The 24,730-nt window shown below is 51.6% G+C and carries 22 protein-coding genes and 1 pseudogene; 14 read left to right on the forward strand and 9 right to left on the reverse strand.

From position 1 onward, the window contains the following. Positions 1–65: 65 nt before the first annotated feature. Both IE090_RS13275 and IE090_RS13280 read right to left on the reverse strand, forming a co-directional pair. Positions 66–644, reverse strand: a complete 579-nt coding sequence (locus IE090_RS13275) for an LPP20 family lipoprotein (protein ID WP_189388868.1) — start codon at positions 642–644, stop codon at positions 66–68. Positions 645–773: 129 nt separating this feature from the next. After that, on the reverse strand, positions 774–1,256 hold the full coding sequence (locus IE090_RS13280; protein ID WP_189388869.1) for an FKBP-type peptidyl-prolyl cis-trans isomerase: 483 nt from the start codon (positions 1,254–1,256) through the stop codon (positions 774–776). 91 nt (positions 1,257–1,347) lie between these two features. Between IE090_RS13280 and hslV the strand changes: the two genes are divergently transcribed. Next, on the forward strand, positions 1,348–1,899 hold the full coding sequence (gene hslV / locus IE090_RS13285; protein ID WP_189388870.1) for an ATP-dependent protease subunit HslV: 552 nt from the start codon (positions 1,348–1,350) through the stop codon (positions 1,897–1,899). Next, positions 1,896–3,236: an ATP-dependent protease ATPase subunit HslU gene (gene hslU / locus IE090_RS13290; RefSeq protein ID WP_189388871.1), complete on the forward strand. Its 1,341-nt coding sequence runs from the start codon at positions 1,896–1,898 to the stop codon at positions 3,234–3,236. Before hslV ends, hslU begins: the two co-directional genes overlap by 4 nt. 42 nt (positions 3,237–3,278) lie before the next feature. On the opposite strand, the gene IE090_RS13295 is transcribed toward hslU, so the two are convergent. After that, positions 3,279–4,913 (reverse strand): methyl-accepting chemotaxis protein, encoded by a 1,635-nt coding sequence (locus IE090_RS13295; protein WP_189388872.1) that lies wholly within the window; start codon positions 4,911–4,913, stop codon positions 3,279–3,281. Positions 4,914–5,062: 149 nt separating this feature from the next. Here IE090_RS13295 and IE090_RS13300 point away from each other — a divergent pair, with 149 nt between their 5' ends. From IE090_RS13300 to rlmB, 3 genes are read left to right on the forward strand one after another with little or no spacing between them, the layout of a single operon-like run. Then, positions 5,063–5,434, forward strand: coding sequence for a gamma-butyrobetaine hydroxylase family protein (locus tag IE090_RS13300; protein WP_189388873.1), 372 nt, complete (start codon positions 5,063–5,065; stop codon positions 5,432–5,434). A gap of 34 nt (positions 5,435–5,468) precedes the next feature. Further along, positions 5,469–7,967 carry a ribonuclease R gene (rnr, locus tag IE090_RS13305; protein WP_189388874.1) on the forward strand — a complete coding sequence of 833 codons (2,499 nt, stop codon included), beginning with the start codon at positions 5,469–5,471 and terminating at the stop codon, positions 7,965–7,967. Positions 7,968–7,979: 12 nt separating this feature from the next. After that, on the forward strand, positions 7,980–8,717 hold the full coding sequence (gene rlmB / locus IE090_RS13310; protein WP_189388875.1) for a 23S rRNA (guanosine(2251)-2'-O)-methyltransferase RlmB: 738 nt from the start codon (positions 7,980–7,982) through the stop codon (positions 8,715–8,717). Between the two features lie 39 nt (positions 8,718–8,756). Here the strand turns inward: rlmB and IE090_RS13315 are convergent, their stop codons facing one another. After that, positions 8,757–10,070, reverse strand: coding sequence for an acetyl-CoA hydrolase/transferase family protein (locus tag IE090_RS13315; protein WP_189388876.1), 1,314 nt, complete (start codon positions 10,068–10,070; stop codon positions 8,757–8,759). 266 nt (positions 10,071–10,336) lie between these two features. On the opposite strand from IE090_RS13315, the gene IE090_RS18065 reads away from it, so the two are divergent. After that, positions 10,337–11,446 (forward strand): mechanosensitive ion channel family protein, encoded by a 1,110-nt coding sequence (locus IE090_RS18065; RefSeq protein ID WP_373296423.1) that lies wholly within the window; start codon positions 10,337–10,339, stop codon positions 11,444–11,446. Between the two features lie 37 nt (positions 11,447–11,483). Here the strand turns inward: IE090_RS18065 and IE090_RS13325 are convergent. After that, a pseudogene (locus IE090_RS13325) lies at positions 11,484–12,332 on the reverse strand (LysR family transcriptional regulator); the annotation flags it as partial. 120 nt (positions 12,333–12,452) lie between these two features. Here IE090_RS13325 and IE090_RS13330 point away from each other — a divergent pair. The 3 genes from IE090_RS13330 (at position 12,453) to IE090_RS13340 (ending at position 16,568) form a co-directional block, all read left to right on the forward strand. After that, complete coding sequence (locus tag IE090_RS13330) at positions 12,453–13,874, forward strand: acetyl-CoA carboxylase biotin carboxylase subunit (protein ID WP_189388878.1); 1,422 nt, start codon at positions 12,453–12,455, stop codon at positions 13,872–13,874. Between the two features lie 14 nt (positions 13,875–13,888). Next, entirely contained in the window at positions 13,889–15,694 is a 1,806-nt protein-coding gene (oadA, locus tag IE090_RS13335; protein WP_189388879.1) for a sodium-extruding oxaloacetate decarboxylase subunit alpha, read from the forward strand. Between the two features lie 187 nt (positions 15,695–15,881). Next, positions 15,882–16,568 (forward strand): carbonic anhydrase, encoded by a 687-nt coding sequence (locus IE090_RS13340; RefSeq protein WP_189388880.1) that lies wholly within the window; start codon positions 15,882–15,884, stop codon positions 16,566–16,568. Position 16,569: 1 nt separating this feature from the next. On the opposite strand, the gene IE090_RS13345 is transcribed toward IE090_RS13340, so the two are convergent. Continuing rightward, positions 16,570–17,031, reverse strand: a complete 462-nt coding sequence (locus IE090_RS13345) for a GNAT family N-acetyltransferase (protein ID WP_189388881.1) — start codon at positions 17,029–17,031, stop codon at positions 16,570–16,572. Positions 17,032–17,326: 295 nt separating this feature from the next. On the opposite strand from IE090_RS13345, the gene IE090_RS13350 reads away from it, so the two are divergent. From IE090_RS13350 to IE090_RS13370, 5 genes are all read left to right on the forward strand, one after another. Then, on the forward strand, positions 17,327–17,794 hold the full coding sequence (locus tag IE090_RS13350; RefSeq protein WP_189388882.1) for a DUF2059 domain-containing protein: 468 nt from the start codon (positions 17,327–17,329) through the stop codon (positions 17,792–17,794). A gap of 705 nt (positions 17,795–18,499) precedes the next feature. Further along, positions 18,500–18,934, forward strand: a complete 435-nt coding sequence (locus tag IE090_RS13355) for a hypothetical protein (RefSeq protein WP_189388883.1) — start codon at positions 18,500–18,502, stop codon at positions 18,932–18,934. 95 nt (positions 18,935–19,029) lie between these two features. Then, positions 19,030–19,554 carry a hypothetical protein gene (locus IE090_RS13360; protein WP_189388884.1) on the forward strand — a complete coding sequence of 175 codons (525 nt, stop codon included), beginning with the start codon at positions 19,030–19,032 and terminating at the stop codon, positions 19,552–19,554. Between the two features lie 134 nt (positions 19,555–19,688). After that, positions 19,689–20,297, forward strand: a complete 609-nt coding sequence (locus tag IE090_RS13365; RefSeq protein ID WP_189388885.1) for a hypothetical protein — start codon at positions 19,689–19,691, stop codon at positions 20,295–20,297. 87 nt (positions 20,298–20,384) lie between these two features. Continuing rightward, a complete protein-coding gene (locus IE090_RS13370; RefSeq protein WP_189388886.1) occupies positions 20,385–20,975 on the forward strand; it encodes a histidine phosphatase family protein in 591 nt (196 codons plus the stop codon). A 243-nt stretch (positions 20,976–21,218) separates the two neighbouring features. Here IE090_RS13370 and IE090_RS13375 read toward each other — a convergent pair whose 3' ends face one another. From IE090_RS13375 to yiaY, 3 genes are all read right to left on the reverse strand, one after another. Then, positions 21,219–22,391 carry a kynureninase gene (locus tag IE090_RS13375; RefSeq protein WP_189388887.1) on the reverse strand — a complete coding sequence of 391 codons (1,173 nt, stop codon included), beginning with the start codon at positions 22,389–22,391 and terminating at the stop codon, positions 21,219–21,221. A 41-nt stretch (positions 22,392–22,432) separates the two neighbouring features. Next, positions 22,433–23,209, reverse strand: coding sequence for a tryptophan 2,3-dioxygenase (locus IE090_RS13380; protein WP_229815772.1), 777 nt, complete (start codon positions 23,207–23,209; stop codon positions 22,433–22,435). A 319-nt stretch (positions 23,210–23,528) separates the two neighbouring features. After that, on the reverse strand, positions 23,529–24,680 hold the full coding sequence (yiaY, locus tag IE090_RS13385) for an L-threonine dehydrogenase (protein WP_189388888.1): 1,152 nt from the start codon (positions 24,678–24,680) through the stop codon (positions 23,529–23,531). Positions 24,681–24,730 lie beyond the last annotated feature (50 nt).

Raw genomic sequence — 24,730 nt, forward strand, 5'->3', positions numbered from 1 at the left:
CAGCACGCGGGCGCTGCACTGTCTTAGGGGCGTTGATCAATCTGATCAATCAATCGTGGCGTCGATCAGTCGCGCAGTTTGGCCATTTCTTGCGCCATTTCGTCGAACGACTTTTCTGCTTGGAATTTCTGCCACAAAGCACGCTCGTTGTTCATTGAGGTTTTCAGCGCTTCTTTAGCCAGCGTGTTGACGGTATCGGCATCTAAGCCCACCAGTACCACCATGCCGCCACTTGGGGTTGGCATTTGACGGAAAATCTTAGAACCAATCAGGCTTTCTTTGGTGATTTGCTTGGTGACCGAAGTGTTCACTTGATCAACGGTTTCGTCGTCGGCAGAGCCAGTGGTTTCAGCAAACTGCTTGATCATGTTTTGAACTTCAACGCGCATGATTTGCGCCAGTTCAACTCGGGCAGCCGTGGCGGCCATTTGCTTCATAAAGTTAGGGCCGGCTGCGGATTTGTCGGCATAACCGACGGCGGATAAGTCCACTCCATCGACTGGGCCACCGCACACCCACATGGGGGCTTCTTGGTTAGAGCCGTCGGCATAAACACAATCGGCTAAATCTGGGCGCGTGTCGTTAGAAGAACAACCAACTAAGGCTGCGGTCACAGCGGCAGCAAATAGGGCGCGGTATTTCATCGTTTTCTCTCCTTGAAGGGACCTGAAACAGGTAAAGTCTGGGCAGCATAAATAAAGGCAGCGGTGTTTTCCACTGCCCAAGTAGGGTTAGCTGCAACTCGGTGTTCCAACGAGCGAACCATCACAAAATCAATGCTGATGGCCACCCACCCCGTGTGCGTGGCGATGGGCAATTTCTTCAGCGCTGGCGGGGCGTACCGCGATGACTTCGACATCAAAACACAAATTCCGCCCAGCCAATGGATGGCTGATATCGACGTCGGCCATAAATTTGCCCACTTTCTTTACCGTTACCTGACGCGTGCCTTGGTCGGTGTGAATCACGCCTACCATGCCTGGGCGCCAGCGCTTCGCGCCTTGCAAATGCTTCACCGGCACACGCTGCATCACAGGTTCGCTGGCAGGCCCATAAGCCTGCTCGGCGCTCAGCTCAATACGAAACTGCTCACCGGCCTGATGTCCCTGCATGGCTTGCTCAAAGGCGGGCAGCATGTTGCCGTGGCCTTGCAAATACAGCAGTGGCTCGCCACTGCGGGTGCTTTCGATCGACTCTCCCTGGTCGTCGCTGAGGTCATAGTGCAGTTGCACCACGGTGTCTTGAGCTATGTGCATAAGGGCTCCTTTGATTCTTTGGCTTGATATTCTACCTGCAAGCCCAATATTGCAGAACAGAACACACGCAACACACCTTCAGGATGTAAGCATGACAACAATTGTTTCCGTTCGCCGTGGCGATGAAGTCGTTATTGGTGGCGATGGCCAGGTGTCGCTGGGCAATACCGTAATGAAAGGCAATGCCCGCAAAGTACGCCGCTTGTACAACGACCAAGTCATCGCTGGTTTCGCCGGCGGTACGGCAGACGCCTTTACCCTGTTCGAAAAATTTGAAGCACAACTGCAAAAGCATCATGGGCAGTTAACGCGAGCAGCGGTGGAGTTGGCAAAAGAGTGGCGCTCCGATCGCGCTTTACGTCGCTTAGAAGCGATTTTGGCCGTTGCTGACCATACCGCCTCACTGATCATCACCGGTAACGGCGATGTGGTGCAGCCAGAAAATGACTTAATTGGCGTCGGCTCGGGTGGCAACTATGCCCTAGCTTCGGCGCGCGCCTTGCTGGAAAACACCGATTTGTCCGCGCGCGACATTGTCGAAAAGAGCCTCAATATCGCCGGTGAGATTTGTGTGTTCACCAACACCAATCTGACCATTGAAACGCTAAACAACGAACCTCAGACCGACGGAGAGCGCGCATGAGCCAGATGACCCCAAGAGAAATTGTTCACGCCCTCGACCGCCACATTATCGGTCAGGATGATGCCAAGCGCGCCGTTGCCATTGCCTTGCGTAACCGCTGGCGCCGCATGCAGTTGAATGAAGAGCTGCGCGACGAAGTCACCCCCAAGAACATTTTAATGATTGGCCCGACGGGTGTGGGTAAAACCGAAATTGCTCGCCGTTTGGCCAAGTTGGCTAATGCGCCGTTTATTAAGGTGGAAGCGACCAAATTCACCGAAGTGGGCTACGTTGGCAAAGACGTGGAATCCATCATTCGCGATCTGACCGAAACGGGTTTGAAAATGCTGCGCGAGCAGGAGATGGAAAAAGTCTCTTACCGCGCCGAGGAAGCCGCCGAAGAGCGCATTTTAGATGTGCTATTGCCGCCGCCGCGTCAAACCAGCTGGGACACCACCGAAGAGCCAAAAGCAGAAGACAGCGGTACGCGTCAGATCTTCCGCAAAAAATTGCGTCAGGGTGAACTCGACGACAAAGAAATTGAGATCGACGTTTCTCAGGCCAGCCAGGTCGGTGTTGAAATCATGGCACCTCCCGGCATGGAGGAAATGACCAACCAGTTGCAGAACATGTTCTCTAACCTGGGCGGTGATAAAAAAACCAAGCGCAGCATGAAAATCAAAGACGCCATGAAGCTGCTGCGCGATGAAGAAGCGTCCAAGATGCTCAATATGGAAGAGCTAAAAGAGCGTGCGGTGGAGTTGGTGGAGCAAAACGGCATCGTCTTTATTGATGAGATTGATAAAGTCGCCAAGCGCCAAGAAAGCGGCTCGGGCGGAGATGTGTCGCGTGAAGGTGTGCAGCGTGATTTGCTGCCTTTGATTGAAGGCTGCACCGTCAGCACTAAATACGGCATGGTGAAAACCGACCATATTTTGTTTGTCGCCTCAGGTGCGTTCCATTTATCCAAACCGTCGGATTTGATTCCGGAGTTACAAGGCCGCCTGCCCATTCGAGTAGAGCTGAGTGCACTAACGCCAGAAGACTTTAAACGCATTTTAACCGAGCCGAATGCCTCGCTGACCATGCAATATAAAGCCTTGATGGCGACGGAAGGGTTGGACATCGACTTTACCGACGATGCCATTGAGCGTTTGGCGCAGATCGCCTTTGACGTCAACGAAAGCACGGAAAACATCGGCGCTCGCCGTTTGCACACCATGCTGGAGCGCTTGCTGGAAAGCATCTCGTTTGATGCCACCGATTTAACCGGCCCTATCACCATTGATGCGGCGTACGTTGAGGAAAAACTCGGCCAGCTGGCCACCGATCAGGACTTAAGTCAGTTTATTCTGTAAAGCATCTCGGCAAAAAAAGCCCCGGTCATGACCGGGGCTTTTTTATACACCGAAGCGTTTCACCAGTTGGCGTAAGCGCTCGCTCTGCTCGGCCAAATCATGTGAGCTGCTGTCGGACTGGCTCATATAATCGGCAATGTGGTTGGATGAGTCGGCAATGGTGGCCAAGTTTTGGGTAATTTCACCGGCCACGCTGCTTTGCTGCTCCACCGCGCTGGCGATGTTGATGTTCATTTCCATAATGGTGCTGACCGCTTGGGTAATGGCGCGAATGCGCTCGGCTGCCTCATCGGCCATTTCGGCGGTGCTTTTCGACGTCGCGGCATTTTCGGCCATGGCATTTACCGCGCTAGCGGCTTGCTGCTGTAGCCGGCTGATCATGGTGTCGATTTCTTCCGTCGACGCTTGAGTCCTTGAGGCTAGGGTACGCACTTCATCGGCCACCACAGCAAAGCCTCGGCCTTGCTCGCCCGCACGTGCTGCTTCGATGGCGGCATTCAAAGCCAATAAGTTGGTTTGCTCGGCAATGCCACGAATCACGCTCAACACCGAACCGATGGACTCGGTTTCGTTGCGCAGACCATCAACGACTTGCTGTGATTCACCAATGGTTTCAGCTAACTGATCAATGCGCTGCTTGGTTTGCTCAACCGTACTGACCCCAGCTTGGGCATTATCATCGGCATGACGGGCGGCATCGGCCGCTTGCTCGGCATTTTGTGCCACACCTTCAATGGTTTGCGTCATCTCAGTGGCACCCGTGGCCGCTTGCTCGGCTTGCAAGCGCTGATCTTCGGTTAGCGCACGGGTGTCACTGGCCATACTGGTGAGCTTTTGACCACACAGGGCGACTGATTCTGTGGCCTGACGCACGTCCGTCATGACATCGTGCAGTTGCTGCATAAAGCGATTAAAGGAAGTGGCTATGCCGCTAATTTCATCGTTGCCGCTGCTGGGTAAGCGGTGAGTAAGGTCGGCATCGCCACTGGCGGCATTGGCCATGGCATCGGCGAGATTCGCCAGCGGAATGCGGATACTTTGCACGATAAAGAACAGCAGTACCCCCACCAGCAGCAACAGTAGGCCGTTCATGATGAGTTGCTGGCGCACTTCAGCGGCAAACTGTTGCTGTACGTCATCGAGATAAACGCCTGTACCTATGACCCAATCCCAAGCTGCGAAATGACGCACATAGCTAACTTTATCGACGGGGGTTTCGCTGCCTTTTTTAGGCCACTGGTAGGCCACTAGGCCACCGTCGCTGGAAGCTTTGGCGACTTTATTGATTTCTCGGAACAGATAGAGCCCATTAGGATCTTTGACGCTATCAACATTTTTACCTTCTAATGCTGGCTTGGCAGCATGCATGATCACCACGGGCTTGGAGTCGTTGACCCAGAAATAGTCGCCCGCGCCATACAGTAAGTGACGCAAGGCATCTTTGGCCTGCTGTTGGGCTTGGTCTTTACTCAAACCTTGTTGCTGTAGGCTGTGAAAGTAGCGCACCTGACTGTATGCTGCGTCCACCAGTTGATGCAGCGACTCTTGTTTTTCCTCCATGACCAAGCGGTATTCTGTGCGCAGAGCCTGTACCGTGATAATGATCAGAACCAAGGTGGTAACGCCCAGCATGAGCCACAGCCGGCTTTGAATGCTGAGCAAGCGCAAGGACTTCATAGACAGACCTCTGAAATAGTACACTGAAGGTAATGACCCTACGACAATAGCCACGTCAGAGTAGGGCACTGGGCTGGGCGTGTTCGTTTTAATGATGGCCAGCCGACTGTTCGAGTTTAGACCAACCTTTATCAGTGGTAGGAACTGCTATGATTCCCACGTCAATAAAAGTACATAAAACCAGTCGTACACTGGTATTAGGTTATGAAGATGGTCAGTATGAGCTGAGCTTTGAGCTATTGCGGGTTTATTCGCCCTCTGCCGAGGTGCGAGGTCATGGCACGGGCAACGGCGTTTTGCAGTATGGCAAAAAAGACGTCGGCTTATTGCGCATTGAGCCTGCGGGTAATTATGCCCTGAAACTGGTGTTCGACGATGGCCATGATTCTGGCCTGTACGACTGGAATTATTTGCGCCACTTGTGTCTGAATCAGCAGAGCTTGTGGCAAGAGTATCTGCAGCAGTTAGAGGCTGCAGGCAAGGAGCGCAGCTCCAACGAGATTCAATTTAAAGCGCTGTAAAAGTTACAGTGCGCGACCCAACAGGAGCGTCAGTTTGACGAATTCCAAATCGGATAATCTTAACGATCCGAATGCCGCCGCCGAGGCGGAAAAATATGACAACCCAGTGGCCAGCCGTGAGGCGTTATTAGCGCTACTGGAGCGTAGCGACCGGCCGATGAGTCACGCCGATGTGTGCGAGGCGCTAAACGAAAGCGATGAGGAACGGGTGGAAGCACTGCGCCGTCGCTTGATTGCCATGGCCCGTGATGGCCAACTGATTAGCAATCGTCGCAATCAATTTATGCCGATGGACAAAGCCAACCTGGTGCAGGGTTTGGTGATGGGCCATCGCGATGGCTTTGGTTTTGTATTACGCGACGGCGAAGACGATGTGTACCTGTCTAATCGCCAAATGAGCAAGGTATTCCATGGTGATCGTGTTGCCGTGCAAATACTGGGTCACGATCGCCGTGGCCGGCCAGAAGGTAAAATTGTCGAAGTATTAGAGCGCAATACCCACCAAGTCGTCGGACGTTATTTCGACCAAAGCGGTGTGGGCGTGGTGCAACCCGACAATAAGCGGGTGAGTCATGAAGTGCTGGTGCCACCGCATGGTCGGGCCGGCGCGCAACACGGCCAATTTGTGCTGGTGCAAATTACCCAGCAGCCCAAGCCTGGTGGTTTGCCCATGGGCGAAGTGGTGGAAGTGCTGGGCGATCATTTAGCGCCCGGTATGGAAATTGACGTCGCCATTCGCAGCCATAATATTCCCGCGGAATGGCCCGATGCCGTGGTGCATGAAGCCAAGCGCTTACCCGATCGCGTGGCCGAGGCCGATAAACAACAACGCATAGATTTGCGCCATTTGCCGTTTGTCACCATTGATGGCGAAGACGCCAAAGACTTTGACGACGCGGTCTACTGTGAAGTCAATAAAAAAACCGGTGGTTGGCGCTTGTATGTCGCCATTGCCGATGTCTCTCATTATGTCAAAGTTGGTAGCGCGCTAGATCATCAAGCGCATTTGCGCGGCAACTCGGTGTATTTTCCAGAGTTTGTGGTGCCCATGCTGCCGGAGAAACTGTCTAACGGCTTGTGCTCGCTTAACCCAGAAGTCGACCGCTTGGTGATGGTGTGTGAAATGACCATTTCTAAAAATGGTCGTTTATCGGGTTATAAATTTATGGAAGGGGTGATTCACAGTCATGCCCGCCTGACCTACAACAAAGTCTGGCAAATGCTGGAGCAGCCCATTAGCGAAGAGGGCAAATCCTGGCGCAAGCATTACCAGCCTATCGTGCCGCACTTAGAAAATCTCTACACCTTGTTTAAATTACTGCGTCAAATGCGTGAGCAGCGTGGCGCCATGGATTTTGACTCAGTTGAAACGCGCATTATTTTTGATGCCGAGCGCAAGATTCAACAAATCGTACCGACCTCGCGTAACGATGCACACATGCTGATTGAAGAATGCATGCTGGCCGCCAACGTCTGCACCGCTGATTTTTTTGAGCGCTATGAGTTGCCGGCTTTATTTCGCGTGCACAAAGGCCCGAGCGAAGAAAAGTTAGAAAATTTGCATGCCTTTTTAGGTGAGTTGGGTTTGTCGATGCGCCACGGTAAAGAGCCGTCTCCGAAAGATTACCAAGCCTTGCTGCAGCAAATTGAAGATCGACCTGACTCGCATTTAATTCAAACCGTGATGCTGCGCTCGCTCAGCCAGGCACAATACGACCCAGAAAACGAAGGCCACTTTGGCTTAGCGTATAAAGCTTATACCCACTTTACCTCGCCGATTCGTCGTTACCCAGATTTGCTCGTGCATCGCGGTATTCGCCATATTATTCGCAGCGATAAAGAATGCCGCCACGTGCGTCGGGTAAAAGGCGCGCCTAACCTAGATCGCAAACAGATTTATCCGTACGACTTAGCCGCCATGGTGCAACTGGGTGAGCATTGCTCCATGACCGAGCGCCGTGCCGATGATGCCACCCGCGATGTCGTTGACTTTCTTAAGTGTGAATACATTCGCGAGCATGTGGGTGAAGAGTTTGAAGGTGTTATTTCGGCCGTCACCGGTTTTGGTTTGTTTGTTGAATTGAAAGATGTGTATGTCGAAGGCTTGGTGCACGTCAGCTCGCTGCAAAACGACTATTACCAGTTTGACTCGGTTAAGCATCGCTTAACAGGCGAGCGCACACGCCGCAGTTTCCGCCTAGGTGACAGTGTTTGGGTGCGCGTGGTCGCGGTTAATTTGGATGATCGCAAAGTCGACTTTGAACTGACATCTATGCCGAAAAAACCGGGCCGCCAAGATCTGGACATGCCTACGCCAGCGCGCCTTCCGCGCAAACGCACAGCGGCAGGGGAACAGGCTAAGCCGCTCGCGCCCGGGCGTAAGAAGCCAGCGGCAAAAGATGGCGACGGCAAAGCGAAAAAAGGCAAAAAAAAGCCCAGTAAGCGCCAAAGGCTGAACGCTAAAAAATCGCCCGATAAAGCGGGTAAAAAGCCGAGTAAGAAAAAGGCTGCTAACAAGGCCAAGAAAAAGTAGAGACTGAATTGCATGAAGTTAGAAGCAGTATACGGCTTGCATGCCGTCACCACCTTGTTGCAGCGCTCAGCGCGCCAAGTGGCGGAAGTTTGGGTACAAAAAGGCCGTGTTGATCAGCGCATGCAACGCGTGTTGGAGCTGGCGAAGGAACAAGGCATTGACGTTCGTGAGGCTGATAAAGGCTTAATGAATCAAAAAGCCGATGGCAATCATCAGGGCATCATCGCCTTTCGCCAGCCCTTGCAGGGCACCAGCGAAAAGCAGTTACCTGATTTACTCGACGCCATCGACGGCAATGCCTTTATTCTGATTCTGGATGGCGTGACCGACCCGCATAACCTAGGGGCGTGCATTCGCACCGCCGATGCGGCCGGTGTGCATGTGGTGATTGCGCCGAAAGATAAATCGGCACCGCTGAATGCCACCGCGGCCAAGGTGGCGTGTGGCGCAGCGGAAGTTGTGCCCTATGTACAGGTGACTAACTTGGCGCGCACCATGAAAGAGCTGCAGGAGCGTGGTATCTGGATCGGTGGCGCTGCAGGTGAAGCCGAGGCCAATATTTATCAGCAAGATTTATCTGGGCCGCTGGCCCTGGTAATGGGAGCAGAAGGCGCGGGCATGCGGCGGTTAACCCGTGAGCATTGCGATTTTCTGGTGAATATTCCCATGGCGGGCGAAGTGAGCTCGGTAAACGTCTCGGTGGCCACCGGTATTTGCTTGTTTGAAGCGGTACGGCAGCGCCGCGGTTAATGCTAGGGGCTTGCTGCAACAGCAAGCCCCCTGCAAGGGTTAAATCAAATCCAGTGCTCTGGCCTGCTCATGTAATTGATCGCGAAATGCGGGATGCGCAATGCTAATTAACGCCCGCGCTCGCTGCGGTAACGACAACCCTTTTAAATCGACACAGCCATATTCGGTAACCACGAACTGGGTATCCATGCGGGTGTCGGTAACGGTGCCGCCTAATAGCGTCGGCACTATTCGGCTTAATGTGCCGCCCTTGGCGGTGGACTGCAGCGCAATAAAGGAACGCCCACCTTTGGAGCGAAAGGCGCCGCGGACAAAATCCAACTGGCCGCCGGTGCCAGAAAACGGCTGGCCCGCCAACTGCTCGGCGTTGATTTGCCCGGTTAAATCCACCTCGATGGCGGCATTCACCGAGACCATCTTCTGGTTCTTCTGAATAATCATTGGGTTGTTCACCCAAGAGGCTGGATAGCCAACGATGGAGGGGTTGTCATCCATAAAGTCGTACATGGCTTTATCGCCCAGCGCGAGGGTAAACACGTGTTTGTGCTGCATCCATAATTTGCGTCGGCCATTTAACACACCACGCTCAATTAGCCCCACCATGGCCGGGCTGAATAGCTCAGAATGCAGGCCTAAGTCTTTATGGTCATGCAATAGGCCTAAAACGGAGTTGGGCACGCCGCCCACGCCCATTTGCAAGGTATCACCGTCGTCAATACGTTCGGTAATGAGGCGGGCGATTTGTAAATCGATATCGCTGGGTGGGTGAGGCTGAATCTCAATTAATGGCGTGTGGTTTTCAACAATGGCGTCAATTTCAGAGATATGCACCGAGCACTCGCCAAAGGTACGCGGCATGTTTTCATTGACCTCCACAATGACCTTGCCCGCTTTGCGGATCACACTGGCGCCATAGTCGGCATTGGTGCCAAGGCTAAAGTAACCGTGGCGGTCCATGGGTGATACCGTCACCATAAAACAGTGCGGTTCGATGTATTCGGTCAGCAGGCGGCCGACTTGAGAAAAGCTGGCGGGGACGAACTCCATCATTGCTCTGTGGTGGTATTTTTTTAACGCTTGGCGATCGTGACCACTCATAAACAGTGGCCGTGGGCAGACCTTGTCAGCCAATTCTGGTACCAAAATCGTGTCGCATAAGGCCTGAGTACCATGCATGTAATACAGATTCAGCTCATTCAGCTGCGATTGATGCAAAGCGTCGGCAACGCCTTGCATGAGTGCTGGCGGCATGGCGACGCTCATACCCAAGACCAGATTATCGCCGTCACGTAAGTATTCGGCCGCCTGGGTAGGGGTGGTGAGTTTTTGCTGGTAAAGGCCTTGAATATCCATGGCTATTGACCCTGTGCAAGTGAATGATAAAGGAAGAAAGCACTGAAACCTTAGCAGCCAGCTTTGAAATTACGATGACAGTAAGCAAGCAGCAGGCAGGTTTGGCAACTTAGACGCAACGCTCGGTATGATTGGTGATTTTCGGCCACTTTGTCCGTTCGAGAAGCTGAGCATTTGTGTGCCTTGGCACACGGGTTGCCATTGCTGTGGCCTTGACTGCCAGCAATAATAGCCACACTTTTTAGGCAAGCTAACGGGAGCACACTGTGGATTGGTGGCAGGACTTACTCAACCAAAATTACGACTGGTTCTGGGATGTCGGCATAGCCCTGTCGTTGACCCTAGTGCTGGCATTTGCCTGGCGCTTGGCGCGGCATAAAATGCTGGCTTTGGCCGCTAAAACCCGTAATCGCTGGGATGACGTGGTAGTGGATGCCATTGGTGTACCGATTAACTGGGGCATTCTCGCCATCGGCGCGACTTGGACGGCGGACATCAGCGCGCGTCATTTTGCTTCCGAAATCGTCACCAGCATTCCTATTGTGCGCCAGCTGTCATTGCTGATCTTGGTGGCGTGGGCCATCTGGCGTTTAATCAATCGGGTAGAGGTGCGCCAGCTAGACAGTGGAGCCGACCCCACCACGGTGCAAATGGTGGGCAAGGTCGCCAAATTGGCGGTGACCTTTTTAATTGTATTGCCTGTGTTTCAGATGCTGGGCATCTCTATTTCTGGCCTGCTGGCCTTTGGTGGTGTTGGCGGCTTGGTCGTAGGCATGGCGGCCAAAGACCTGCTGGCTAACTTCTTTGGTTCCATCATTGTGTACATGGATCGCCCGTTTAAAGTCGGCGACTGGGTGCGCTCGCCGGACCGCAACATCGAGGGCACGGTAGAGCACATCGGCTTTCGCGTGACCCGCATTCGCACTTTTGATAAGCGGCCACTGTATGTGCCCAATGCCATATTCACCAACATTGTGGTGGAGAACCCGTCACGCATGCTCAATCGCCGCATTTACGAGACCATTGGTATTCGCTACCAAGACGCTCGCCTGATGCAGCCCATCATTGATGATGTGCGCGCCATGTTGGAGCAGCACCCTGATATTGATCAGAACTGCACCATGATTGTGAACTTCAACAGTTTTGGTGCTTCCAGTTTGGATTTCTTTATTTACACCTTTACCAAAACCACGGCTTGGGTAGAGTTTCACGCCATCAAACAGGACGTGCTGCTGCAGGTGATGAACATCATTCATGCTCATGGTGGTGACTGTGCCTTCCCGACTCGCACCTTGCATCTGGAGTCTTTACCGGAGGCTCTGCAAGCTCAGCAAAATAGCGGCTTATCAGCGCCAACTGTGCCTGCACAAAGCTAATGAACGCGCGGCTGACGGGGCTGGGTTGCTTGGCCTGGGGGTATACCAGGCACCAGGAACGTCGCAGCGGGAAGTCCTCGACGGCGACCTCCTGCAATAGCCCCAGCCGCAGCTCGGCCAAAATGCCCATGCGTGGCAGCACCGCCACGCCCATGCCTGCCATCACCGCATGCTTGACCGCATCGTTCGAGCCCAGCTCCATTACCGCCTCTAGGCTTTGACGGCGCTGTTGGCAGTGTTGCTCCAGCGCCAAGCGGGTGCCTGAGCCCAGCTCGCGCAGCAGCAGAGGGTGTTGCAAAAACGCCTCTAGGCTGACGGCATCGCGCTGTGTTAACGGGTGTCCTGCTGGAGCCACCGCCACCAATTGGTTGTCCAGAAAGGGCAGCGAGGTCAGCGGCTTTTCATTGGGCACCAAGCCCATAATCACCAAATCGTCGCGGTTATTGGCCAGTCGCTCCAGCGCTTGCTGGCGGTTCACCACATCGATGCGCGCCTGAATGGCGGGGTATTGCTGCAAAAACAGTTGCAGTAAATGCGGCACCACATACTGGGCGGTACTGACGGCGGCAATGCGCAAGTCGCCGGCCAGCTGCCCCTGCAGGGCGTGTAAATCGCTTTGCATTTCCTTTAGATGGGTAAACAGCGCTTGGGTGCGCTGTGCCACCACTTCGCCGGCAGCGGTGCAGTAAAGTTTGCGGCCGACGTACTCAAACAAGGTTTGGTCAAGAGCGCTTTCCAGCTGGCGGATTTGCGCACTGACCGCCGGTTGCGTTAACCCCAGCAGTTGCGCTGCCTTGCCATAGCCTCGTTGTTCGTACACGGCCTGAAAAACTTGCAGCTGGCGCAGGGTTAAACGGTTGACCAGTTTTTGCACAGACAATGGCATAACAGTCGCCTTGTTTATTCATCCATAAGGTTTAGATTATGGAATACCAAAAAAATATCAATTAGGAGTGATGTTTACCCTAGGCTAGTCTGGTCAGACCTTTGCAATGGAGGCGCAACCGTGTCCCAGTTAAAGAAAGTGCTGATTGCCAACCGCGGCGAAATCGCGGTGCGCATTGTGCGCGCCTGTGCCGAAATGGGCATTCGCTCGGTGGCCATCTATACCGAACCTGACCGCTACGCGCTGCACGTTAAGCGCGCCGACGAAGCCTACTCCTTGGGCGAAGACCCGATTCAGGGCTATCTCGACCCAGCTGCAATCGTTAACCTGGCCGCGCAAACCGGTTGCGATGCCATTCACCCCGGTTATGGCTTTTTATCTGAGAACTCGCGCTTTGCGTATTTGTGCGAGCAAAAAGGCATTAAATTTATTGGCCCTAAATCCTCCGTGATTGAGCGCATGGGCGATAAAACCGCCGCTCGCGACAGCATGCGCGCCGCCGGTGTGCCGGTCACGCCGGGCTCCGATGGCAATTTGGCGTCGATAGAGGACGCCAAACAAGTAGCGGCGCAGATCGGTTATCCGGTGATGATCAAAGCCACCTCAGGCGGTGGCGGTCGCGGCATTCGCCGAGTGGATAACGAACAAGAGCTGGAGCAGCAGTTTCCACGGGTAATTTCCGAGGCCACCAAAGCCTTTGGCAGTGCCGATGTGTTTTTAGAAAAATGCATCATTAACCCGCGCCATATCGAGGTGCAGATTCTGGCCGACAGCCAGGGCAATGTGGTGCATTTATACGAACGCGATTGCTCTATTCAGCGGCGCAACCAAAAGCTGATCGAAATTGCGCCCAGCCCACAATTAACCCCAGAGCAGCGCGAATACATAGGCGGCCTGGCCGTTAAAGCCGCCGAGGCCGTCGGTTATGAAAATGCGGGCACGGTGGAGTTTTTGCTCACCGGCAACGAAGTGTATTTCATGGAAATGAATACCCGCGTGCAGGTGGAGCACACCATTACCGAGCAAATCACCGGCGTTGATATTGTACGTGAGCAATTACGTGTGGCGGCGGGCTTGCCGCTCAGTTATCGCCAGCAAGACATCAGCTACCGTGGTTTTGCGCTGCAATTTCGCATTAATGCCGAAGATCCACAAAACGATTTTCTACCCAGCTTTGGCCGTGTTTCGCATTATTACGCCCCCGGCGGCCCTGGCGTGCGCGTCGATACCGCCATTTACACCGGCTATGACATTCCGCCGTATTACGACTCCATGTGTTTAAAGCTGGTGGTGTGGGCTTTGACCTGGGAAGAAGTGATCGCTCGCGGTGAACGCGCCCTAGACGACATGCGCTTGCAGGGCATTCGCACCACCGCGCCTTATTATCGCCAGATTCTCGGCAATGAAGATTTTCGCAGTGGTTTGTTCGATACCAGCTTTGTGCCCAGCCATCCAGAGCTTTTGAGTTATTCCAATAAACGTCAACCCGGTGATATTGCACTGGCCATTGCCGCTGCCGTGGCAGCCCACGCCGGTTGGTAATCAGGAGAGAGAAGATGAGTGTGAAAAATAAGCCGATCGAAGTCACAGATTTGATTCTGCGCGATGCGCACCAGTCTCTGATTGCCACCCGCATGCGCACCGAAGACATGCTGCCCATTTGCGAAAAGCTCGACCGTGTTGGTTATTGGTCACTGGAAGCCTGGGGCGGCGCGACCTTTGATGCCTGCGTGCGCTATTTAAAAGAAGACCCGTGGGAGCGCTTGCGCCAACTGCGTGCCGCACTGCCGAATACGCGCTTGCAAATGTTATTGCGTGGTCAAAATTTGCTGGGTTATCGCCACTACGCTGACGACGTGGTGAAGGCTTTTGTGCATAAAGCGGCTGAAAATGGCATCGATGTTTTCCGGGTGTTCGATGCGCTGAATGATTTGCGCAACCTCGAAGTGGCGATGAAAGCGGTAAAAGACGCCGGCAAACACGCCCAGGGCACCATTTGCTACACCACCAGCCCGGTGCACACCACTGAAATGTATATTCAGCAAGCGAAAGACTTGCGCGATATGGGCGCCGACTCCCTGACCATTAAAGACATGGCCGGTTTGCTGACGCCGTTTGCGTCTTACGACATTGTCAAAGCCATTAAAGGCGCGGTGGATTTGCCCTTGGTGATTCACAGCCACGCCACAGCCGGCTTGGGTGGCTTATGCCAAATGAAAGCGGTCGAAGCGGGTGCTGATCGCATTGATACTGCGATTTCTGCTTTTGCTGGTGGCACCAGCCATGCCTCCACGGAATCTTTGGTGGCGGCGTTTCGGGATACGCCCTTTGATACCGGGCTGGATTTAGAGCTGCTGAGCGAAATTGCCGATTATTTTCGCGAGGTGCGCAAAAAATACCACCAGTTCGAAAGCGAGTTCACTCGCGAAGACGTATCGGTGCAGATTAATCAGGTGCCGGGCGGCATGATGTCCAACCTGGCCAATCAATTAAAAGAGCAAAATGCCCTTGATCGAATTCGCGAAGTATTTGATGAAATTCCCCGTGTGCGCAAAGACTTGGGCTATCCGCCTTTGGTGACACCAACATCGCAAATTGTTGGTACTCAGGCGGTGTATAACGTGCTCTCCGGTGAGCGCTATAAAACCATTACCAACGAGGTGAAGCGCTATTTAAAAGGCGGTTATGGCAAGCCTCCGGCCGAGGTAGACGCTGCTTTGCAGAAAAAAGCCATTGGCAATGAGCCTTATTCCGATGCGCGCCCAGCCGACGCCCTAAGCCCAGAGCTGGATAAATTACGCCAAGAAATTGGCGAGCTGGCCACCAGTGAAGAGGACGTGCTGACCTATGCCATGTTCCCTGATTTAGGCCGCGACTTTTTGCAGCAGCGCGCCGATGGCACCTTGCAACCTGAACCGCTGGAGCCAGCTCCCGCAGCAGGCGGCCGACCAGTCGATGCCATTTCTACCGAGTTTTTGGTGGACGTGCACGGCGAGCAATACGAAATTGCCATTACCGGTGCTGGCACCACGCAAAGCGGCAAACGCAAACTGTATTTGTCGCTGGATGGTATGCCAGAAGAGGTCACGGTGGAATCCCTCAACGAATACGTGGCCGAAGGTGCCAGCGGGCGCAAACGCGCCTCTGAGCCTGGCCACGTGACGGCTGCCATGCCCGGCAATATTGTCGATGTGCTGGTGGCCGTGGGTGACAATGTTAGCGCTGGCCAAGCGGTATTGATTACCGAAGCGATGAAAATGGAAACCGAAGTGCACGCCAACATCGACGGCAAAGTCATCGCTGTGTATGTGGAAAAAGGCGATCGCGTCACTCCGGGCGAGGTGCTGGTCGAAATCGAGTGAGGTTTTGGGCATTCCATAATTGACCCATCAAGGGAGCTGCGGCTCCCTGTTTTGTAGGTGGGGCGCTGTGGGCCAGGGTTGCTGAAACTAGGGCACAGTTGTTAGTCGCCATTGAGCACAGTCATGGTAGGGCTGAACGCTGTTTTCGCGTATTCTGGTCATAACATCAGCGCAAGAGGGCAGTCATTTGGAACGGGTTATTCGCGGCGTCATGCACTTTCGCCAGGACGTCTATCCACAAAACAAGGATTTGTTCGGCACCCTGGCAGAGGGGCAGCACCCTAACGTATTGTTTATTACCTGCTCTGACTCACGCATCGACCCCAACATGCTGACGGGCTCAGCACCTGGGCGATTATTTATTTGCCGCAATGCTGGCAATATTATCCCGCCGCACAGCAACGAAACCGGTGGCATGACGGCGTCCATTGAATACGCCGTGGCGGTATTGGGTGTGCGTCATATTATTATTTGCGGCCATACCGATTGTGGTGCAGTCAAAGGCGCGCTGGATATGGCATCGGTAGAAGGCCTGCCGCATGTCAAAGAATGGCTCAGCCATACTCGTTCAGCGATGGAAATTGTGCGCGAGCGCCATCAGCTGCCCGCAGGCAGACGCATCGACGATTGCCACCTAGACGAAGCCATTGAAGAAAATGTGCTGCAGCAGGTGCAGCATATTAAAACTCACCCCATTGTCGCGGCTAAATTAGCCACGCAAAAAATTCAACTGCACGGTTGGGTGTATCACATTGATTCGGGCGAAATACGCTGCTGCGGTCATAACAGCAACGAATTTCAAAAGTTCGACGAGTACTACGCCGAGGCGTTGCAAGCGTTAGCGCAAGAAGACGCTGAGCAATCGTCTGAGTAGATTATTCTTGGTGCAGTGTCATTTGCATTAAGCAGGGCTTAAACCCTGCTTTTTCATAAGCGCGAATGGCGGCCTCATTGCCTGCGTATACATCTAAATGAAAGTCGCTCACCCCACGTTCTTGCGCCCAAGTTATTAAGTTTTGCATCAGTTGCTGATTGATGCCTTGGCCGCGAAAGTCTTCCGCCACATACATAAAACCCAAATAGCCATGCTGGCGGTAAGTTAGTGCCGGCTTGGTAGCGCGTATTTGCACATAGCCAGTGGCAATGATTTGATCTGCGTGCACTGCGACCAATAGCAGACTGTCGTCCTGTGCGATTAACGCTGGTAAATCATAGTACCAAGCGCCAGAGTGCTTGATTTGAGGGTTAAATGGCCGCTCAGCTTCCACTACGGCTTGCTCAAGCTGCAATAAGGCTGGAATATCGTTTAGGGTAGCGGGGCGAAATATGAGGTTCATAGTGACTCGGTGATGCTGGCTTCTGCTGGTGACAAGAGTACCGAGAAGTGGAGGAAGTGTCATGGGGAATACGGCCAGATTTTAAACCGTGCCTGCCAATACTCTATAAGAATGTGTAAACTATAGCTCGTTGCGGCTGCCTTAGCACCAACTGCTTAGTAACGCCGTTTGCTTCAAACGAATAGTGGCGACTTAGGCGTGGTATAGCTGCCTCTACTCCGTGCTGAGCAAGCTTACAATGCTATTTTTGTAGTCAAATCTATAGTCTGTACTTTCATAAAAAAGGAAAAATAAAGTGAAAAAATTAGTGCTTATATTCTTTGCTCTTGTTCTAAGCACGAGTAACAGCTACGCAAGCGACTCTGATGTAGATGAGATGTTTGATGTTATGCATATGGAAGCACAGATGAATGGTGGCTTTGAGGCGATGCTTCCAGTAATAGATGAAATGGCAGCTCAATTTAATCTGGATGATGCAGCAAAGCAAGAGCTAAGAGGCATATACCGAGTCTGGTTTGATAAAGATATGGACCGCGCCATGATGATGCGAGAAATGAAAGAGCTATATGCCGCGGAGTTTTCAAAGGAAGAAATAGAAGCAATAACCCAATTTTATCAAACCGAAGTTGGTCAGAAATTTATGAAGAAAGGACCTCAGTTGATGCAGTTGGGCGCTCAGATAGGGATAGCCGAAGCTAAGCGCAAAGAGCCCAAGCTGCTAGAGCGACTAAAACCATTTTTTGATAAGCATAATATTAAATGATTTTTTAGTTTGTGATTTTGTCGGTATAAAAGCATTGCTATCCCGTTTTTAGCCAGGGTCAGAGTTTAAACTCTGACCCCAAAATTTTATTTTCTGGGTCTCTACCTAACCCCGGACAGGCGGCTAAAAGCGCCATTGAAGCAGCAGCTGCCAGGTAGAGGACGAGCAATAGTCGCTCCCGACAAGCACAGCTTATAAACCCTAAATAAGCGATTGGCTCGCACTCGCGCACGAGCGCCTTTTAACGCAGCGCAACTAACGTAGATGAATTTCAGCCTGCTTTGCGTTACGTGGGGCGTGCTCCCTCTTTGCCAATGCTATGGCCGTAACAATGCGAACAGTCTGTATCTTGGCAAGATATTAGCCCTTATGGGCATAGCTATAGCCAACTGCGACGGTCTGCTAAGGCGCGGAAAGCCAAGGTCCGCAAGCGAGCAAGCAGCCAAGAAGCGGTTAGAGACGCAATGTAAAGAGGTGTTACTTGTGCAACCAGTGTATTTCCGAGGATGATAAAAAAGCTGGCATGCTTTCCAGTCAGCTTGCCTGTTTTACCCCAAGGTGGTAGCTTTAATTCCCGATAAATCAGTGAGTTAGTCTTTAAGCGCTTGGGCTTTGAGGCAGAGATAGCTCGAATGGTTCATGCATGCACATGAGCAATTTTTTATAGGCTCCGTAAGTTAAAGCTACGTAGAATGGAATAATGTTATGGACACGGTTAAGGACGATTATCAAAAGCCAGTGCAAGAGGTATACGAAAGTCTTCCTACGGAAACAAAGGAATGGGTTGATAAACAAGTTGTTAAGGTATGGGTGTATTTTGGCGTTTGGTGTATTTTTTTATTAACCGCATCGGTTGTTCTTGGCTGCTTTATCTTGAGCGAAATTGTTGATGATCCTATTGAAAAAAGAATTCAAAGATCTGGATCTATTATTCCATTTGTAGTGGTTCTAGGTGAGGCGCTCTTTATCGGTAAAATTAACAAGCTTGCAAGTGTTATACATCCAGCGCAACTCACCTGTGAGATATATATGCAACGGCGGTTTAAAATTCTAGTAAATGGCAGTTTAATTCTTACATTTATAATTATGGCTGTAGGTTCTATTTTATCTGGTTATGGTGATTTGTTATTTCGCCTATAATAAGGCCAAGTACAGCGCATGCAATAAGTTCCGTATGGACCTCGCTGCCTCTCAACCTATATTGGTGGTCTTACACGTAAAAGGAGTTGCTTTGCATGTATGTGAAATTTGAGAACGATTATGCAGACCGTGAACTTCAGTTGCTCGCAGAGCTACTGAGCATCCTTGATGAGAAACTAGCCGAGGTTAGCAACCTTATCTCCAAGTCAGTTGACCCTGAGTCAGATGGTTTGACTGATCGAGGGGAATATTTTATAGGCGTTGGTTTCTCCGTGATACAACAATACTTAACTGATACGCTTACCTTGACTGGCATGAGTAAAAGAAAGGCTTTAGACATCGGCCCTCGCTACTCAAAGGAATTTACTTTTATTTCCGTGGTGAATGCGGCCGCCAACTGGTGGAAGCATTCTGCCGAGTGGGTAGGGCAGGAAACAACGAGCACGCTGGCATCACGGACACAAAGAATTGTAATCGAGACAGCTGAATCGTTGGATTACCCTCTTAGTAATGTTCTTGCTAAGCTGCTAGGTTCAAGCGAAATCATGCTCTGCGCATTGCTTCCTAATTTGGTGCTGTGGCGATCAGCCATAGATACTGCGGTGCGTGAAAATGCATAGCAATTCGCAGCAGTTTGCGGCTGATAGCCGTCAGACTCTCGTACTTTGTTCGCTGGAACACGAACACGGCGTGCCTTCGCCACTATAGTGCCACGTTCGTGTTCATTAGCTTAGCGTCATACACTGGGGGAGCTATGGAACACCTTCTCAAAAGATTGGAATCAGAGTTCGACGAGATGGAAGGTTGGGTACGGATAATCGATGCGAGTTGGTATGCGGATGACCTGTGCCTAAATCTATCGATATCTACGCACGAAGATTCACAGCCTGAGATCTGGAAGGTGTCCTGTGCTGGAGTTGTCGAGGAGTGCATTGTCTCGGTTTATGAAGAGACACTTTCCGTTAGCGAGGAGTCGCCACTTCTTATGCCCTATAGGGAAATCGAAGTGGACCTCATGTTTTCTGAAAATCATTGTGATCCCACATGCCTTTTGGGAATACTATTGAGTAGCTGTATTGAGGTATTCGGCAGGGCAGAATATTTGCCTCGGTTTTCAAATCAATACCCTACGGTTTATGGTATCGTTGCTTCTAAGTATGGGGTGCTGGGTCGCTTTCCTAGGCCATTGGCGGACAGGGTTCTACAGGCACTTAAAGAACAGCCAATCCGAATAAATTCGCTTGCGGTTAGCGTTCCCAAACAGTGGACTGGTACAGAGTTTGTGGCCTATCCCCCGCTGAAAGTGCTCGAAGTAGGAGCTTCATACGTTATTGGAGAGCACTTCAATGCAGAGCGCGTTTAATCAATCCAAACATGGCCAAAGATTTTTCGTTTTGGTTTGGCCCCTATTGCATAGCCGCGTTTGGTTGCGGCGTACAGGTAGAAATAAATGAAAATAATTTACGTAGTATCACATACAGAATCCGAGCATCATCTTAGTGATCTAGTCGGTGGTTGGTATGACTCAGAGTTAACTGAAAAAGGCGTCGCAGATGAAAATGCTATTGCCGAATTTTTAAACTCAGAAGCGAAGGTTGAGGCCATTATTTCATCTGATTTAAAACGAGCTAGATCAACTGCAGAATGCATCGCAAGAGTTCTAAATGCACCTGTTACAGTAAATGCTGCGCTAAGAGAAATGAGTTTCGGAGACGCAGAGGGTAAAGAGCAGTCCTGGCTTAATGAGAGGATAAAACCAGAAGACGGTGACAATCGGCTTGATCACCGTATTGTGTCTGGTGCTGAAACCAAGAGAGAATTTGCAGGCAGGATCTATCAGTACTTAGACAGTATTGAACTGCCTGATTGCGCAGTTATTTCGACACATTCTTTTGCAGCCACTTACGTCATTGCATGGTGGATTGGGATGCCGCTTGAATCAGTCGGGTATGTGAATTTTGGTGTTAAGCCAGGAAAAATTACTAAATTGGTCGAAGATGATTTCTTTAAAAATCGAGCAGTTGCATACCTCAATCAGTGACTAACATTCAAGCCAAATACTCTTCTAAGCTCTTCACTTGAGTGGCTAAGGTCTCACTTTTGTGTCCAAGTCTTCGCGTCTTGGCGGGCCTCCCGCTCAGCAGGAGGTATAAGGTCATTCAGCGAGAATAGGGTGTACAAACATAACCCACCCGCAACTTCTCACCTGTTAAGGTAAATACCGAGGTTGTGGGACTGATTTTTATATTTCTCTGAGGCCAATAAACCTACCGACTTAGTGTATTTAAGTAGCGATTCGGTGCAAAGCCTCTACGGCTTGCGACAAATGCTGGGCGCTAACATAAGGCGCAGGGCCTAGCCGTAGGTTATCGCCTCGACTGTCGCTCCAAATATTCGCGGCACGCAGTTGCTCAACCCATTGAGCGGCATGGGGTGTTTTTATGACTAAAAAGCCGCCCAAGTTTTCCAGCGGCTCGTTTGGTAGCGTGACTGAATCCGGCCAGTGATAATCGGCTAATTGTGCCCGCAAATAGGCTAATTGACCAAGATTGATGATGCGCAAAGTGTCTACGTCTAGTTGTTGCTCATCAAAGAATTGCCACACTTTGGCGGCGCGGTAATGGCTGGTGGGGTCGTAGGTTGAGCCTTCAAATGCCCATCGGCCAGTGCCATAAGCGACTTCGCCTTGGGGTGGTTGGTTCAATGTTGCAAATTCGGCATACCATCCAGTGACCAGTGGCCGCCAATCGCACTGAGGTGGGACGCGAAGAAAACAATTGCCTTCACCTAGTTGGCAGTACTTGTAACCGCCACCGACGACAAAGGTATCGTTATGCAGCGTGTCGGCAAATTTAAAAGGGATGATATTTACCAGATGATAAGCGTCGAGTAATAGTGGTAACTGCGCCGTTGCACACTGCTGCGATAAAGTATTCAAGTGTGGAACCTGCTGGCCGGTTTTAAACAGCACCATAGAGCACAGAATCGCAGCCGTTTTTGACGATCGAGCCTGCCAAAGACGTTCGGCTAACGTGGCGACGGGTTCCGTAGGGATGCACACAAGGTTGATTTGGGTTTCATCTAAACGCGCCAGTAAGCGCCGTAGCGAGTGAAATTCACCGTCAGTAGTGATGAGCTCTGGCTGCTCTAACAGCGGCAATGCAGATAACCAGCGCACCAATAGCTCTTGTGTATTTTGACCCAGCACATACTCGCCACTGGCGTCTCCTAAGCGCTGAGCAAACCCTTGTCTTACGAGTTCTGCCTGATTAAAAGCAAGGTTCCATTTATCATCAACGTGCAGTGCTGCATCCTGCCATGCTTGTAACTGTCCTTCTAGTGCAACATCGGGCCATGCCTGATGGGAATGACCTGTTAATAGTATGCGATCGTCCACCGAAAATTGCTGATAGTGCGGTTTTAGTTTAGCCACCGCTGTGTGCCAGTCGAAACTCATAAAAGCACCCCTGTATTGTTAATTAGCGCTCACTAAAAACATCAAAACTGCGATCGAACCGCCCATAAATCAGGGAAAACCGGTTGAAATAAAGTGCTTTGCAAATAGCCGACACCATCGCTGCCACCTGTGCCCATTTTGCTGCCTATGGTGCGGCGTACCATTTGCACATGCCGGTAGCGCCATTCTTGCAGACCTTCGTCCAAATCTACCAATAGCTCTAGTACCATCGCCAGCTCGGGCACGCTTTGGTATACCTCGAGTAATACCGCTTGCAGCTGCTCGTTGCTGGCAGTAGGTTGATCGCTCACCTCCAACAAATCAGCCGGAATGGGGAACCCTCGCTGCCTTAACAGCATTAATACATGCTGCCAAACACTGGGCTGTTGCAAGCGCTCGTTTAGTAGTTGCCAGCCACGACTGCCTTCTGGCTGGTGATTGAGCGGAGCCCGGCGTTTAAAGCCCAGAACAAACTCTAAGGCGCGAAACTGATAGCTTTGAAAGCCACTAGAACTTGCTAAAAAAGACCTAAAACTGGCGAACTCCAGTGGCGTCATTGTTTCCAGAATATCAACTTGGCCCACCAAGGTCTTAAGAATTTTTAAACAGCGCTTTAGTGTTTTTGCAGCGAGAGTTGTATCGCCTTGATCAATACGACGATTAAACTCATCAAGCTCATGCAATAGCTGTTTAAACCACAGCTCGTAGGTTTGGTGTATCACGATGAACAGCATTTCATCGTGTTCAACGGGTTCAGATTCTGGTGTTTGTAGTGCTAATAGCTCGTCGATTTTTAAATAAGAGGTATAGGTCAGCATGATTATTTTTCTTGTTTACTGCATTAGCAACAGAGTACCGAACCTGTTATTGAACATCCAGCCTAAGCTTTGGATGCCTTTTGTGCCAAGGGCATCTGTGAACAATTTTGCACAGCTCAGCGCGAGTGCAGCAGGCTTTAGAACAAGGTGGTGCTGGCAGAAAGTGGCCAACCCTTGTCAATCTCGCCAACACCGTTATGGAGGCCTGCCGCCCGCTCCCTGCGTGAAGCGCTAGAGCAGGCACCGAATTATTCAGAGGTGTCCGAAAAAACTATCGCTAAAAGTAGAAGCGCCTGCTATTTGCAGGCGCATTTTCGGATTACAGCGCCTGTTTAAATAACTGACACACGTCATCAAAACTTGGTTGAATGGGGTTGGTCAGGCCGCAGGCATCTTTCATGGCATTTTCTGCCAGGGTCGGAATGTCTTTTTCTTGCATGCCGAGCTCGGCGACGCCGGCTGGAATATTGACATCGGCGGCGAGTTTGCGAATGGCGGCAATGCACAATTCGGCGCCTTGCTCGTCGGTTTTATCTTGCACATCACAGCCCATGGCTGCTGCTACTTGGCGCAAACGCGGGGCAGCGACTTGGGCGTTAAAGCTTTGCACGTGTGGCAGTAAAATCGCGTTGCATACGCCGTGGGGTAAATCGTAAAAGCCGCCCAGTTGGTGGGCCATGGCGTGTACATAGCCCAGTGAGGCGTTATTAAAGGCCATGCCGGCCATAAACTGTGCGTAGGCCATGCGATCACGGGCTTCGCCATTGCTGCCGTCGCTCACGGCGCTGCGCAAATACTGGCTGATTAACCTAATGGCTTGCAAGGCACAGGCGTCGGTAATGGGGGTTGCGGCGGTGGATACGTAGGCTTCGATGGCGTGGGTCAGGGCGTCCATACCAGTGGCAGCGGTAAGCGCCGCGGGCATGCCAAGCATTAAATCCGGATCATTTACCGACAAAATGGGCGTTGTATGTTTATCGACTATGGCCATTTTTACGTGACGGCGGTCGTCGGTAATAATGCAAAAACGCGTCATCTCACTGGCGGTGCCTGCCGTGGTGTTGATGGCAATTAACGGCAGCTGTGGTTTCGCTGATTGGTCGACGCCTTCGTAGTCGGTAATGGCGCCGCCATTGGTGGCGACTAGGGCAATGGCTTTGGCGCAATCATGGGGCGAGCCACCACCCAGTGAAATCACGCAATCACATTGATGCTCTTGCAGCACTGCTAGGCCATGCTCAACGTTGTCGACATTGGGGTTGGGTTTGACCTCGTCATAGACAACCGAGTTGACCTGGTGTTTGGCCAGCAGCTCTGTTACCTGAGCCACCATGCCCAGTTTCACCAGCGGTGCATCGGTAACGATAAGCGCTTTTTTAAAACCGTAGGATTCAATAGCGCTGGCTGCTTCCTGCAGGCAGCCGCTGCCCATTAGGTTGACGGCGGGAATATAAAAAGCACTGACAGACATAAGCAGCCTCCTTAAATAGGAAAGAATGGTTGGCAAAACATTAAGGTAGC

The sequence above is a fragment of the Bacterioplanes sanyensis genome (assembly GCF_014652515.1).
In the GTDB taxonomy this organism is placed as follows: Bacteria; Pseudomonadota; Gammaproteobacteria; order Pseudomonadales; family Oceanobacteraceae; genus Bacterioplanes; species Bacterioplanes sanyensis.

What these genes read in the sequence shown, in the direction of transcription:
- IE090_RS13280 (WP_189388869.1), bottom strand. Translation starts at nt 1,256, where the DNA reads ATGCACATAGCTCAAGACACCGTGGTGCAACTGCACTATGACCTCAGC.
- IE090_RS13380 (WP_229815772.1), bottom strand. Translation starts at nt 23,209, where the DNA reads ATGCTGACCTATACCTCTTATTTAAAAATCGACGAGCTATTAGCACTA.
- rlmB (WP_189388875.1), top strand. Translation starts at nt 7,980, where the DNA reads ATGAAGTTAGAAGCAGTATACGGCTTGCATGCCGTCACCACCTTGTTG.
- IE090_RS13355 (WP_189388883.1), top strand. Translation starts at nt 18,500, where the DNA reads ATGGACACGGTTAAGGACGATTATCAAAAGCCAGTGCAAGAGGTATAC.
- IE090_RS13365 (WP_189388885.1), top strand. Translation starts at nt 19,689, where the DNA reads ATGGAACACCTTCTCAAAAGATTGGAATCAGAGTTCGACGAGATGGAA.
- hslV (WP_189388870.1), top strand. Translation starts at nt 1,348, where the DNA reads ATGACAACAATTGTTTCCGTTCGCCGTGGCGATGAAGTCGTTATTGGT.
- IE090_RS13345 (WP_189388881.1), bottom strand. Translation starts at nt 17,031, where the DNA reads ATGAACCTCATATTTCGCCCCGCTACCCTAAACGATATTCCAGCCTTA.
- IE090_RS13315 (WP_189388876.1), bottom strand. Translation starts at nt 10,070, where the DNA reads ATGGATATTCAAGGCCTTTACCAGCAAAAACTCACCACCCCTACCCAG.
- IE090_RS13360 (WP_189388884.1), top strand. Translation starts at nt 19,030, where the DNA reads ATGTATGTGAAATTTGAGAACGATTATGCAGACCGTGAACTTCAGTTG.
- IE090_RS13295 (WP_189388872.1), bottom strand. Translation starts at nt 4,913, where the DNA reads ATGAAGTCCTTGCGCTTGCTCAGCATTCAAAGCCGGCTGTGGCTCATG.
- oadA (WP_189388879.1), top strand. Translation starts at nt 13,889, where the DNA reads ATGAGTGTGAAAAATAAGCCGATCGAAGTCACAGATTTGATTCTGCGC.
- yiaY (WP_189388888.1), bottom strand. Translation starts at nt 24,680, where the DNA reads ATGTCTGTCAGTGCTTTTTATATTCCCGCCGTCAACCTAATGGGCAGC.
- IE090_RS13275 (WP_189388868.1), bottom strand. Translation starts at nt 644, where the DNA reads ATGAAATACCGCGCCCTATTTGCTGCCGCTGTGACCGCAGCCTTAGTT.
- IE090_RS13375 (WP_189388887.1), bottom strand. Translation starts at nt 22,391, where the DNA reads ATGAGTTTCGACTGGCACACAGCGGTGGCTAAACTAAAACCGCACTAT.
- IE090_RS13370 (WP_189388886.1), top strand. Translation starts at nt 20,385, where the DNA reads ATGAAAATAATTTACGTAGTATCACATACAGAATCCGAGCATCATCTT.
- hslU (WP_189388871.1), top strand. Translation starts at nt 1,896, where the DNA reads ATGAGCCAGATGACCCCAAGAGAAATTGTTCACGCCCTCGACCGCCAC.
- IE090_RS13300 (WP_189388873.1), top strand. Translation starts at nt 5,063, where the DNA reads ATGATTCCCACGTCAATAAAAGTACATAAAACCAGTCGTACACTGGTA.